The 11,728-nt window shown below is 43.5% G+C and carries 9 protein-coding genes; 7 read left to right on the top strand and 2 right to left on the bottom strand.

Annotation, left to right across the window (positions count from 1 at the left end; genetic code table 11):
- Positions 1 to 393: 393 nt before the first annotated feature.
- The 5 genes from T357_RS0109025 (at position 394) to T357_RS0109005 (ending at position 5,954) form a co-directional block, all read left to right on the top strand.
- Positions 394 to 1,515, top strand: a complete 1,122-nt coding sequence (locus T357_RS0109025; RefSeq protein ID WP_031551297.1) for a phosphate/phosphite/phosphonate ABC transporter substrate-binding protein — start codon at positions 394 to 396, stop codon at positions 1,513 to 1,515.
- 240 nt (positions 1,516 to 1,755) lie between these two features.
- Positions 1,756 to 2,508, top strand: coding sequence for a phosphonate ABC transporter ATP-binding protein (phnC, locus tag T357_RS0109020; RefSeq protein ID WP_031551294.1), 753 nt, complete (start codon positions 1,756 to 1,758; stop codon positions 2,506 to 2,508).
- Positions 2,505 to 3,326: a phosphonate ABC transporter, permease protein PhnE gene (gene phnE, locus T357_RS0109015; RefSeq protein WP_031551291.1), complete on the top strand. Its 822-nt coding sequence runs from the start codon at positions 2,505 to 2,507 to the stop codon at positions 3,324 to 3,326. Before phnC ends, phnE (T357_RS0109015) begins: the two co-directional genes overlap by 4 nt.
- 12 nt (positions 3,327 to 3,338) lie before the next feature.
- Positions 3,339 to 4,148, top strand: a complete 810-nt coding sequence (gene phnE / locus T357_RS0109010) for a phosphonate ABC transporter, permease protein PhnE (RefSeq protein ID WP_031551283.1) — start codon at positions 3,339 to 3,341, stop codon at positions 4,146 to 4,148.
- Positions 4,149 to 4,307: 159 nt separating this feature from the next.
- Positions 4,308 to 5,954 carry a bifunctional metallophosphatase/5'-nucleotidase gene (locus T357_RS0109005; protein WP_031551280.1) on the top strand — a complete coding sequence of 549 codons (1,647 nt, stop codon included), beginning with the start codon at positions 4,308 to 4,310 and terminating at the stop codon, positions 5,952 to 5,954.
- 217 nt (positions 5,955 to 6,171) lie between these two features.
- Here T357_RS0109005 and T357_RS0109000 read toward each other — a convergent pair whose 3' ends face one another.
- The gene (locus T357_RS0109000; RefSeq protein WP_031551276.1) at positions 6,172 to 7,029 is read right to left on the bottom strand and encodes a GDSL-type esterase/lipase family protein; all 858 of its coding nucleotides are present in this window, start codon (positions 7,027 to 7,029) and stop codon (positions 6,172 to 6,174) included.
- Between the two features lie 384 nt (positions 7,030 to 7,413).
- On the opposite strand from T357_RS0109000, the gene T357_RS20245 reads away from it, so the two are divergent.
- Entirely contained in the window at positions 7,414 to 8,484 is a 1,071-nt protein-coding gene (locus tag T357_RS20245) for a GDSL-type esterase/lipase family protein (RefSeq protein ID WP_031551274.1), read from the top strand.
- Between the two features lie 44 nt (positions 8,485 to 8,528).
- On the opposite strand, the gene T357_RS0108990 is transcribed toward T357_RS20245, so the two are convergent.
- Positions 8,529 to 10,166: an ABC-F family ATP-binding cassette domain-containing protein gene (locus T357_RS0108990; RefSeq protein WP_031551271.1), complete on the bottom strand. Its 1,638-nt coding sequence runs from the start codon at positions 10,164 to 10,166 to the stop codon at positions 8,529 to 8,531.
- Positions 10,167 to 10,501: 335 nt separating this feature from the next.
- Between T357_RS0108990 and T357_RS0108985 the strand changes: the two genes are divergently transcribed.
- Positions 10,502 to 11,605, top strand: a complete 1,104-nt coding sequence (locus T357_RS0108985) for a DUF5722 domain-containing protein (RefSeq protein ID WP_049962359.1) — start codon at positions 10,502 to 10,504, stop codon at positions 11,603 to 11,605.
- The last annotated feature ends 123 nt before the right edge of the window (positions 11,606 to 11,728 follow it).

The following is an 11,728-nucleotide window of genomic DNA, read 5'->3' as shown; positions in this document are numbered from 1 at the left end:
CAGATGTCAGAGAATAATAAACTCTGACATCTGCACTTATTTTTTTAAATAAAAAGAAAACGTGAAGAAAATGCAAGGGATGGGTGGCTAGGGCTGCGAACTGAAAGAACAACACGGTCGGAATGTACGGCACAGATGCACGCCAGTGCAGCTGGGACGAACATTCCGACCGTGTTGTTCTTTCAACTTCGTGGCCCGTCACCCGTCCCTTGCATTTTCTGTACCATTATATAACCAAAAACTATGGCAAACTTTCAATTTTTATATATAATTGTTGTGTAATGTATTGCCACATTCCAAAACCTTAGATATACTCTTTAAAGTTTTGGACAGACAGCGGAAACGCTGTAAAAATTCATAGGAAGCTAAACGCTTCAAGCCAGGAGGAGAAGAATGAGGAAATCTATTTCTTTAGTTATGGCTGCTTTAATTGCGGCATCAGCACTTGTAGGTTGTGGATCATCAACACCTGCAACTGAGTCAACAAAGGCAGCACAGGAGACAACTGCTGCAGGAGCAGAGGGAGAGAAGAAGGAAGCTGTAGAAGCACCTGCAGATGCAAAGGACGTAGACGTGCTTAATGTAGCATTCGTTCCATCACGTGAGCCGGACGAGATCGTTACAGCTACAGAACCCCTTAAGGAGATGATCAAGAAGGAGATGGCTCCTCTTGGTTACAATATCAAGGATGTTAACATCACAGTAGGAACAAGCTATGAGGCTGTTGGTGAGGGACTTGCTGCAGGAACTATCGATATCGGATTCATCCCCGGCGGTACCTACGTTCTTTATGATCAGGACGCAGAAGTTCTTCTTACAGCTACAAGAGACGGTCTTTCAATCGACAGTGACAGCGCAAAGGACTGGAACGATCAGAAGCCTACAGAGGCAGTTGAGAAGCAGGTAACATTCTACCGCGCACTTATCATTGCAGGACCTTCAGATAACGGTAAGGCTGTTGCAGAGAAGGTAAACAACGGTGAAGAGCTTACATGGGAAGACCTTGACGGTCTTAACTGGGGTGTAATGGGACCTACATCTTCAGCAGGTTACATTTATCCGGCACTTTGGATCCAGAAGAACTTTGGAAAGAACATCACAGATCTCGCACATGCTGTAGAGTGTGATTCATATGGTACAGCTTTTGCACGTCTTGCTCAGGGACAGATCGACGTACTTTGCACATATGCTGATGCACGTCGTGATTATGTTGAGAAGTGGAATGCTGAGTATGCAATGCCGAATTCAATCTGGGATGACACTAATGTTATCGGTGTTACAGAAGGAATCTACAATGACACTATCTCAGGTTCAAGAGTATCTGACGTTATGATGGATGAGGATTTCAAGGCTGCATTCAAGCAGGCTATGATCAACATCGGAAGCACAGAAGAGGGTAAGGAGATCATCTCTATCTACAGCCACAAGGGTTATGTAGAGGCTAATGACGCTGACTACAATTCTGCTCGTGATGCTCAGAATCTTATCAAGGAACTTCGTCTTGGTCAGAACTGATAAAAGCGGTACACGTTAAAGATTCGGAAAGTCCGCAGAATGCTTGCATTCATGCGGACTTTCTTTCTTTGTAAAATTGAGTATCAGGATTAGCGGGACATAATGATAATTACTGAATTCGACTAATTATTTATTATTTTTTATCCGATATTAGATGTGAGTGCTTAACGATTTAAACATTCACATGGAACATTGGGTTAAATAAACAATTTTATTTCATAACAGGAAAAGGAAATAACCATGATAAAGTTTGAGGATGTAGGAAAAAGATACCCAAATGGCTATGAAGGCCTGAAGCATATCAATCTGGAGATAGAGCAGGGCGAATTTGTTGCCATCATCGGTTTGTCAGGAGCCGGCAAGTCAACATTGATCCGTACCATCAACCGTATGCATGACGTAACAAGCGGAAAGCTTACTGTGGATGGAACTGATGTTATGACGCTTTCAGGAAAGAGTCTTCGTCGTTTCCGCAGAAAGATAGGTATGATCTTCCAGTCTTTCAACCTGATAACACGTACTACTGTTATCAATAATGTTCTTACGGCATTCGTTCCTGATATGCCATGGTTCCGTTCTGTTTTCGGTATTTACAACCAGGATGAAAAGATGAAGGCGCTGGAAGCCCTTGATAAGGTAGGAATCCTTGACAAGGCCTTTGTCCGTGCGGATCAGCTTTCCGGAGGACAGCAGCAGAGAGTTGCCCTTGCAAGAACACTTGCACAGAATCCTGAGATAATCCTTGCGGATGAGCCGGTTGCGGCACTGGATCCCGTAACTGCAAATCAGGTTATGGATGATTTCACACGTATCAACAAGGATATGAACATAAGTATCCTTATCAATATCCACCATGTAGACCTGGCTCTCAAGTACTGCTCAAGAGTTATAGGTATCAATGCCGGTGAGATCATTTATGACGGACCTGCATCAGAGGTTGATAAGGAAGTCCTCGATAAGATCTACAAGGGAGGACGGGAGGATAACGAATGAGTATTTACGATAAAATCTTCCCACCTAAAAAGTATACTCTGGACAACGGAAAATCAGTGGAGCAGAAGAGCTCCAGAGCACCAATTTACGTTATCCTTGTACTTATTATGAGTTACGTTTCCATAAGGGTAACAGGCTTTGATCCGGCTACACTTGCAAAAAGAGGCAATCAGTTTTTTGTAATCTTAAACCGTATGTTTCCGCCTGAGTATGGATATTTCAAAAATATAGTTAATCCGATCCTTGATACAGTAAAGATGTCTCTTCTCGGTTCAGCGCTTGGATCTATTTTATGTTTACCATTTGCAATGCTGGCGTCCACCAACATTTGCAAAAATCGTTTCGTAGTTGCGACAATGAGACTTATCTTCAGTATCATCCGTACACTGCCTACACTTGTCAGCGCACTTATAGCTACATTTATATTTGGTCTCGGAACCATAGCCGGAACCACAGCCATTGCGATATTCTCATTTTCTTACATCGGAAAGATCATGTATGAGGAGATTGAGACTGTGGATATGGGAGCATTTGAGGCCATGGAAGCCATGGGCTTTAACAGAACCGAAGCCTTTATACATGCCATAGTTCCGCAGGTTATGCCGGCATTCCTTTCAAACAGTCTCTACAATTTTGAGGGTAATGTTCGTTACGCTGCCGTACTTGGTTACGTTGGAGCCGGTGGTATCGGTCTCATTCTAAATGAGCAGCTTGGATGGAGAGAGTATCCCAATGTCGGAATGATCCTTCTGGTACTCTTTGTGACTGTATTTATCATCGAGTCTGTAAGCCGCTATGCGCGTAAGAAGCTTGTTTAAGGAGGTGCTCGTATGGATGAAAGAATTGTAAAAGCATATGAGAGCCGTCCCAAGGACTGGATCTGGCAGCTTGCCATAGCTGTTATTGTTATAGGACTTCTTATATGGAGTCTCGGTGCCATGGAAACCTCAGGCGCCAGTGCAAATGGCGGAAAAATGGCCATTAACATCCTGAACGGTATAATTCACCCGGATCAGGAGCTTTTGTTCAATCTTACAAAGGAAGGCGTTCCGTACCTCCTTGTGGAGACTATCTGTATAGCCTTTATGGGAACGGTTGTCGGTGCCATTTTTTCAGTGCCTCTGGCATTTTTATCCGCAAGCAACCTGACACCAAAGCCGGTTGCATTTATCGGACGTATACTCATCATGATAGTACGTACTGTGCCTGCATTCGTTTACGGACTTATGTTTATCAGAGTTACAGGTCCCGGACCCTTTGCCGGTCTTATGACAATGTCTGTGACCTCCATAGGTATGGTTTCCAAGATGTATATCGAAGCCATCGAGGATCTGGATACAAAGATCCTGGAATCACTGGATGCCATGGGATGTTCAACCTGGCAGAAGATACTTTACGGTATCCTTCCGCAGCTCATGCCGAACTTTGCATCAACGGCTATTTATCGTTTTGATATAAACCTCAGAGATGCAACCGTTCTTGGTCTTGTTGGTGCCGGTGGTATCGGTGCACCGCTTATTTTTGCCATGAATGCATATCGCTGGAATGAAGCGGGTTCTATATTGATCGGTCTTGTGGTGCTGGTTCTTATCGTAGAGTGGATCAGTACAAAGATTCGTGTTAAATTAACAAGAGGTTAATAAAGATGGGCGGAGAGTTTTCTCCGCCTTTTGCTGACTTATGATACGAAGATAAATATCTTATGTGATATCCGGACCAGTTCCTATGCCTTCAGGCTATGCCGTATAGGAAACTATCCATTTGGCACATATATAGATAATGTTTTTGGAGAATTGTAAATGAAAAGCTTTGAGATTTTTTTTACTTCTGATACTCATGGAAAGGTCATGCCGGTGGACTATGCCACAGGTAGTAAAAAAGACTGTGGACTTTTAAATGTCGCCCGGGATATACAGAAAAGAAATGCTGAAGTATCCATCGAAAATGGCAGTTTGTTGACTAATGCGCCGGAAACATACAGAACCGTAAGCATTGAGGAAAACAAAAGGTTTCTTAAAGAAACGGAAGTAACTGTTGAAAAAGAGATACTGGTAATGGACGGAGGAGACAGTCTTCAGGGAACTCCGCTTATAACAAACTATCTGGAGAATCCACAGAAGTTTTCCTGCCATCCTGTGGCTGAGGCTTTTAACGCCATGGGGCTTGATTTTTACACCCTGGGAAATCACGATTTTAATTTCGGCTACAATGTTATACGTGATTATGTTAATGCCATGAACGCAACTCTCCTCATTGCCAATGTGGAGGATCTCCGGGGTGAGATAAGACATAAAAGATTCGTTATATGTACTCTTCCGAATGGCCTCAGACTTGGTATCACAGGCGTTGTTACAGATTACGTAAATGTATGGGAACAGCCGGAAAACCTTACGGAGCTCAGGGTTAAGGATGCATTTGAATCCGCCTCAAATGTCTATAAGGAGATGAAAGAGGCGGGATGCGACATCACTATACTGATATATCACGGCGGATATGAGGAAGATCTGAAAACCGGCAGGAGTCTTACTGACAGCAGGGAGAATATTGCCTGTGAAATGTGCAGGAAGCTTGATTATGACCTTATGCTTACGGGACATCAGCATATGTCTGTGTCGGGACTTGATCTTTACGGAACCTGGAGCGTTCAGCCTTCAGCCAATGCAGAGGAATTTATCAGTCTTAAGGCAGAGTACAGCGAAGACGGAAAAATCAGTTTTTCTTCAAAACTTTTGAAAACAGGTTCTGAAACTGATGAAGTCGCCAAAGAAAAGATAATGCCTTTGGAAGAAAGCACTGAAAAGTGGCTTGATGAGACAGTCGGAGAGTTTGATAAAGAAATAGAGCCTGAAAATAAACTTGAGATAGCTCTTCACGGAAGTAAGGTTGCAGCTCTTTTTAACCAGGTGCAGCTGGAATCGGTTGAGTGTGATTTTTCCTGCACCAGTCTTGGAAATGGCGAAATAGGCTTTAAGAAGAATGTAAGCATAAGAGATATTTATGCGGCATATACATTTGCCAATACCTCAGTGGTGAAGGAAGTTACAGTGGATATACTTAAGGAAGCTCTGGAAAGATGCGCACAGTATCTGGAGCTTGACGAGGAAGGAAAGCCATACATTTCGGATGTTTTTATGAAGCCGAAGATCGAGCATTACAATTATGATTTTTATGCGGGGCTTGATTATGCTTTTGACCTGAGAAAGCCTGTAGGCAGCAGAGTAGTACGTTTAAGGAAGCTTGACGGAACCCCTCTTCAGGAAGGTGAAACCTACCGTCTTGTTACTTCAAATTACAGAGCCACCGGAACCGGAGGCTATGAGATGATTGGCAATGCTAAAGCAGTGTACGAGGATCCCGACAATGTTCAGGATCTGTTGGTGGAGTACATAAGGAAACATCCGAAACTGACTGTTCCGGATAATTACAGGTTTGAAGTAATATACTAAAAAAACACCGATCAAGATCGGTGCTTTTTCAGAACTCCGTCGGGGAGATGATGATTAGTTTTTTCAAATCCCCGACAGAGAGATGTTACTCAGTGTTTTCAGATTTCCGATAGGGAGATGTTAATCCGTGTTTTCAAATCTCTGTCAGGGAGATGTTAATCCGTGTTTTCAGATTTCCGTAATGGAAACATTGCCAGATGATATTTATATCAGAATATCAGCTGATTCCTGCAGCTGTCATTCTTGCAAAGGCATAGCCCATAAGGGACTTCTTCCAGACATCGTAGCCTTCTTCGGTAAGGTGCATAAACTCGTCACAGCAGTATGCCGGATTCAGATCACCGTTTTTATTGGCGAGAGGATCACCGACATTCACATAACCCCAGCCATAAGTATTGGCATATTTTTGCATTGCAAGATTAAGTTTTTTGATATTTTTACTGGTGTATGGCCCGCCGCTTTTACCGGGATACATGTAGCTGGCACCGATGATAGTGACATCTGAGTCAGGAACATACTCTTGAAGAGTCTGGATAAGCTTAACGTAGAGCTCCGGAGTATCATTCCACTTCTGATCCTTGTATCCGAAGTGAAGATAAATATGAGTGGTTTCTCCGGGGTGAAAATCTTCGGCCAGGAGCTTAAGGGACTCCCATACCGGATGTTTTACACCTTTATATGTAGGAGTGCCGGGATCTTCTATAGTATCGTCAAAAGCAGAATGAACGCAGAATCCGGGACATGCCAGATACAGGAAATTTCCCATTACAGGATCAGAAGGATACTTAATGGCCTGATATCCCCAGCCGCAGCCTATGGAATCGCCAATGATAACGGAATTTTTGAAATATTGTTTCAGAAGCTGGTTTTGATGTTCAGTGGTAGTACCGGTAAAAGTATATACTCCAGAAGGATTGGCAGCAGCCACAGAAGCAGCTACGGAAGGGTCACCCACAGCTTTAGAGGGTGTCATGGCGAGGAGGGTTCCCTGGGCTAAAGCAGAAAGACTCTGTGTGACCATGATGCCGGTCAAAAGCAATAGTGTTGCAAAACTTTTTTTGAAATTGATTCTCATAAATACTCCCTTGTAAAAGCATGTTTTTCGCCGTTTATTTCTGACAAACAGATCTGATTGGTGCTTCTTATAGTTCTGTTTTTTGAAGCCTGAATATCCGACATACAGAAGCATGTCGGATCGGCTTTACTGTTAACGGTAATGATTTTTTTATGTGTGCTTAGTACAATTCTAACAGATAATAATAATTATATCGAATTTTTCGAAAATATGTATAAGTTATCGGCAAGAATTGTAAGCACTCTTATGGAAATAGATTTACAATTTATGAGATAAATCCGATATAATAAAAGTCACTGTAAACAGATTATGATTTGCATATGTTCATATAGCAGGGTTTCCATCCGATTGGTGTTATGAGATATATGTGGAAAAGGAGATGTAATGAAGAAAGTCAGACTTTATATTGCAGGAATATCTGCTGTACTTTCATTAAGTATGACAGTTCCCGTATGGGCAGGAGTTGCCGGTTACGGGATTGATGTCAGCAACATGGAAAGCAATATGATGGGGCCGGGACCTATGGCCGGAGAGACCACAGGTACTGCTGTAAATGAAGTTTCTGGAACAGAATCAGGTGATACCACAGGTACTGCTGCCAGTGAAGCTGCAGGAACGGTATCAGGCGAGACCCCGGGAGCTGCTGCCAATGAAATTGCCGGAACGGTATCAGGCGAGACCCCGGGAGCTGCTGCCAGTGAAGCTGCAGGAACGGTATCAGGCGAGACCCCGGGAGCTGCTGTCAATGAAATTGCCGGAACCGCGGTCAATATAGCTAATTCTGTTTCAGAGAAATGGGCGCAGAGAGATGTGGCCTATCTTACAAATGATGAAATAGAAGCTCTTCGGAACTATTTCCAGGGATCTGTCATCATCGGTGATTCAGTTGCAGAGAATTTCCAAAGATATAACATGGCCGGTGGGGCAGGGGACGTTGTAAGTGATAGTTTCACTTCCCTTGGAGTCGCAGGTTACAGTATCGCAAATGCTCTTCTTCCAAATGACGGAAAGAATATCCATCCCATGATCCAGGGAAAGAGATACAGACTTCCCGAAGCCATCGGCATGATCGGAGCCAAGCACGTTTACAGCTTTTTCGGCTACAAGGATCTTGCGGATCCCAATGCTGCCAATAACTACGAAATTCTCCTAAAAGAGATACAGGCCGCGAACCCGGGAATAGATATCAATGTCATCTCCACCACTTATATGACTGCAGCCTACCAGAAGACCGGTTACAACAATGACTCAGTCCGCATGCTTAATGCAGCCATGAAACAGAAATGTGCCGAAAACGGATGGACCTTCATAGACGTCCAGGAAATAATGAGCGACGGAAACGGAAACCTCCCTGACAGCTGGAGCATAGACCAGAAGATACACTACAACTACCAGTACTACATCTACTGGGTAAATGAAATGAAACGAGCAGCCCTCACCAAGCTCGGAATGTAAAAAAAATCCCATCTGCCAAATGGCAGGTGGGATTTTTTTGAAATTTAGTTATCGCTAGCATCATCCTCAGAAAGGGTGAATGTAAATCTCTTCTTGATATCCTCGTCGGATGCAAGGTACTCATCATAGGTCGTCATCTTATCGATGAGATGACCATCAATGATCTCAAAGATACGGTTTGCGGTTGTCTCAACAACCTGGTGATCACGGGATGAGAAAATGATAACACCCGGGAAGTTCTTGAGACCGTCATTGAGAGCTGAGATAGACTCCATGTCAAGGTGATCGGTAGGCTCGTCAAGGATGATAACATTGGAACCTGAGATCATCATCTTACTGAGCATACATCTTACGCGCTCTCCTCCGGAAAGGACATTAACTTTCTTTAAGCCATCGTCGCCCTTGAAAAGCATTCTTCCAAGATAGCCGCGGACAAACTGAGTATCCTTGTCAGGGCTGTACTGAGTGAGCCACTCAACGATGGTATCCTCAGACTTGAACTCTGCTGTGTTGTCCTTAGGGAAGTAGGACTGGCTTGTGGTTACGCCCCACTTGTAGTCGCCGCTGTCAGCCTCCATCTCACCGGAAAGAATCTGCATAAGGGTTGTCTTTGCAAGCTCGTTGGGACCAACAAGTGCGATCTTATCTGTACGGTTTACGATGAAGGAAATATTATCCAGAACCTTTACGCCGTTAATGGTCTTTGTAAGATTCTTAACCTCAAGAACGTCATTACCGATCTCACGGTTTGGCTTAAATACGATGTAAGGATACTGTCTTGAAGAAGGCTTAATGGTATCAAGCTCGATCTTCTCGAGAGCACGCTTACGGGAAGTTGCCTGCTTTGACTTGGAAGCATTGGCAGAGAAACGCTGGATAAATTCCTGCAGCTCCTTGATCTTCTCTTCCTTCTTACGGTTAGCTTCCTTCTGCTGGCGAACGATAAGCTGTGAAGACTCAAACCAGAAATCGTAGTTTCCTGCAAATACTGTGATCTTGCCGTAGTCGATGTCCGCAATGTTGGTACATACCTTATTAAGGAAGTAACGGTCGTGGGATACGACGATGACGGTATTCTCGAAATTGATAAGGAACTCTTCAAGCCACTCGATGGAGTTGAGATCCAGGTGGTTGGTAGGCTCGTCCAAAAGAAGGATGTCAGGATTTCCGAAAAGTGCCTTGGCAAGGAGAACCTTAACCTTCTCTGATCCCTTGAGCTCATTCATAAGCTTGTAATGAAGGTCTGTACCGATTCCGAGACCGTTAAGCATGGTCTCTGCATCAGCCTCAGCATTCCAGCCGTCCATCTGAGCGAACTCTGCCTCAAGCTCGGCTGCTCTCATACCATCCTCATCTGAAAAATCAGGCTTTGCATAGATGGCATCTTTTTCCTTCATGATGTCATAAAGACGCTGGTTTCCGCGGATAACAGTGTCGATAACCGTGCAGTCATCGTACTTGAACTGATCCTGCTCGAGAACGCTTAAACGCTGTCCCGGAGTCATGGTGATCTCACCGCTTGTGGGCTCCAGAGCGCCGCTCAGGATCTTGAGAAATGTTGACTTACCTGCACCGTTGGCACCGATGATACCGTAGCAGTTTCCCTCGGTGAACTTGATATTAACATCCTCAAACAGTGCCTTCTTGCCTACACGAAAGGTAATATTGTTTGCTGCAATCATTCGCTTCTCCTTTTCTGATATATATTATGTAAAAAAAGAGTGGCCATTGTAGCCGCTCTTAAATGTCATTAACCTTAGGCATTATATCCGAGACACCGCATAAAAGCAAGGTATTTAAAGGGTATAAATCTGCATAAATCTGTAATAATAAGTAAAATTTATTTGGTTAAGAATATTGTATAATGAAAAAAACATAAGTGGAAGGTGAGCGGGTAACAGGTAAAACGCGAATAATTGGTTTTTGTTATCAGAGCTGATCAGATCTACATCCGTATTTCAGAAATAAACAGGAAAAACAAGAGTATTTATATTAGAGAATGAAGAAAGGGTAATGTATGAAAAACAATATATTAAAGAAAGCAGCGGCATTGGCGCTTAGCAGCATCATGACTGCCTCCATGAGCATACAGGCATTGGCATTTTATAACACACCGGAGAGTATAAAGGGTATACATTCATCTCACGTAACAATGGTTCATGATATGGTGGATCTGGGATGCAAGCAGGTTATTTTCCAGTTCAATGCAAGCTTCCTGAAAGATGAATTTCAAATGCAAAGCATTGACGCCCTGGTAGATGAATATGATGCAGCAGATCTTACTGTTACTATAGGTGTCATGAATGATTTCCAGCCTAATGATGAGTTACTGCCTGTTGATATGGCGGTTTCAAATCTGTATCAGTTTAATACTTTAACTGAAATGGGAATACACAGAACAGAAGAGGTGGCCAATGCCCTGGCAAACAGATATAAAGATAAGATATCCAACTGGGTCATCGGAAATGAGATCAACAATCAGGTTCAGTGGAACTATCTCGGAGTGTCGGATATAAATAAATATGCCAAGGCTTATGCGGATGGTTTCCGCATTTTCTATAATGCCATAAAGACCTATAATCCCGATGCGAGAGTTTTTATCCCCTTTGATTATAACTGGACCATGTCCGGAGGAGATATGTACTATGCTTCGAGGGATCTTTTAAGTTATCTCAATATGTATCTTGCAGATACAGACTATGGCATAGCATGGCATCCTTACCCTCAGGATCTTACAAATCCTGATTTCATGAATACTTCACCACTGGCAACAGATGATGCTGATTCAAAGATTGTTAACCTGAAGAATCTCCATGTTCTTACCGATTACATGCAGAATCAGGAAATGCTGAGTCCCGAAGGAAAGGTGAGACATCTGATTCTTTCAGAGCAGGGATTCAGTTCCATAAGAGGTGAAGAGGCCCAGAGCTGGGCAATCATGCAGGCCTGGGAAAAGGCCAAGGAGAATCCTTACGTTGAGGCATTCCTTCTGAGCCGTCTTGTGGACGCTCCTGTGGAGGCGGTTCAGGGCTACGCCTTCGGTCTCTGGAACTCAAACGGAGCCAGCGAGACACCTACAACAAAGAAGCAGGCCTGGTACTACTATCAGGCGTTGAACTAATTACGAGCGGTCAAGCATCCATTTAAAGCCGAGTCGCTTCGTCGGAAAAATCTAAAATCGGACCCCTAAGAACCACTAGGCCCTCGCCAATGTCAGAGTTCTCTTTATGACAACATCTGACTT

This window comes from Oribacterium sp. FC2011 (assembly GCF_000701645.1).
In the GTDB taxonomy this organism is placed as follows: domain Bacteria; phylum Bacillota; class Clostridia; order Lachnospirales; family Lachnospiraceae; genus Oribacterium.
The sequence above is the reverse complement of the archived record's forward strand: the minus strand, read 5'-3'. Positions and strand labels throughout refer to the sequence as shown.

Excerpts from the sequence above, each read along its gene's own strand:
- T357_RS0109025 (WP_031551297.1), top strand. The coding sequence starts at position 394 with ATGAGGAAATCTATTTCTTTAGTTATGGCTGCTTTAATTGCGGCATCA.
- phnC (WP_031551294.1), top strand. The coding sequence starts at position 1,756 with ATGATAAAGTTTGAGGATGTAGGAAAAAGATACCCAAATGGCTATGAA.
- phnE (WP_031551291.1), top strand. The coding sequence starts at position 2,505 with ATGAGTATTTACGATAAAATCTTCCCACCTAAAAAGTATACTCTGGAC.
- phnE (WP_031551283.1), top strand. The coding sequence starts at position 3,339 with ATGGATGAAAGAATTGTAAAAGCATATGAGAGCCGTCCCAAGGACTGG.
- T357_RS0109005 (WP_031551280.1), top strand. The coding sequence starts at position 4,308 with ATGAAAAGCTTTGAGATTTTTTTTACTTCTGATACTCATGGAAAGGTC.
- T357_RS0109000 (WP_031551276.1), bottom strand. The coding sequence starts at position 7,029 with ATGAGAATCAATTTCAAAAAAAGTTTTGCAACACTATTGCTTTTGACC.
- T357_RS20245 (WP_031551274.1), top strand. The coding sequence starts at position 7,414 with ATGAAGAAAGTCAGACTTTATATTGCAGGAATATCTGCTGTACTTTCA.
- T357_RS0108990 (WP_031551271.1), bottom strand. The coding sequence starts at position 10,166 with ATGATTGCAGCAAACAATATTACCTTTCGTGTAGGCAAGAAGGCACTG.
- T357_RS0108985 (WP_049962359.1), top strand. The coding sequence starts at position 10,502 with ATGAAAAACAATATATTAAAGAAAGCAGCGGCATTGGCGCTTAGCAGC.